Source organism: Chryseosolibacter histidinae (assembly GCF_018598225.1).
Taxonomy (GTDB): Bacteria; Bacteroidota; Bacteroidia; order Cytophagales; family Cyclobacteriaceae; genus Chryseosolibacter; species Chryseosolibacter histidini.
This window is the reverse complement of sequence record NZ_JAHESF010000097.1, coordinates 1-686: the sequence shown is the minus strand read 5'-3', so window position 1 is coordinate 686 and position 686 is coordinate 1. Positions and strand designations below refer to the sequence as shown.

Annotated in this window: 1 protein-coding gene; it reads left to right on the top strand. The window is 52.0% G+C overall.

What is annotated here, in order from left to right; all coding sequences use genetic code 11:
• On the top strand, positions 1-686 hold a 686-nt coding region (locus tag KK083_RS32330), incomplete at both ends, for a glycosyltransferase family 4 protein (RefSeq protein WP_254170299.1).

Sequence of the window (686 nt, the reverse complement as noted above, 5' to 3'; positions counted from 1 at the left end):
GCCATGCTGCGCATCCCGGTGATCAACAACGTATGCGGACTTGGAACAGCCTTCCTGAAGAAGAACCTGGTTTCGGCCATTGCCATATTCCTTTACAAGATCAGTTTCCGGTTCGCCTCTAAAGTGTTCTTCCAGAATGCTGACGACCAGAAACTGTTCATCAACAAGAAGATCGTAGCGCAGCAGGTGACAGAAGTTATTCCTGGCTCGGGTATCGACCTGAAGAGGTTCGAGCCGGTAGCCTTCAAACGCAACGAAAAATTCACCTTCCTGCTCATCTCGAGACTGATCACCGATAAAGGGGTGATGGAATACATCGAGGCCATTAAAAAATTAAGACAGGGCGGACTCGATGCTCACTTCCAGATTCTGGGCGCCAAAGATCCGCTGCACAAGCGTGGCATCCAGACAGAAGTTATAGACGGCTGGGTAGACGATAAGATCGTGGAATACCTGGGCACCACCAACGACGTTCGCCAGTTCATCAATAAGGCCGATTGTGTTGTGCTTCCCTCGTACCGCGAAGGTACACCCCGCACGTTGCTGGAAGCCGCCAGCTCAAGCAAGCCGATCGTGGCTACTGACGTTCCGGGTTGTAACCATGTGGTTGTGCACAACTACAACGGGCTGCTGTGCAAGATGAAAGACGCCGACGACCTGGCCGATAAAATGAAGCAGATAGCCGG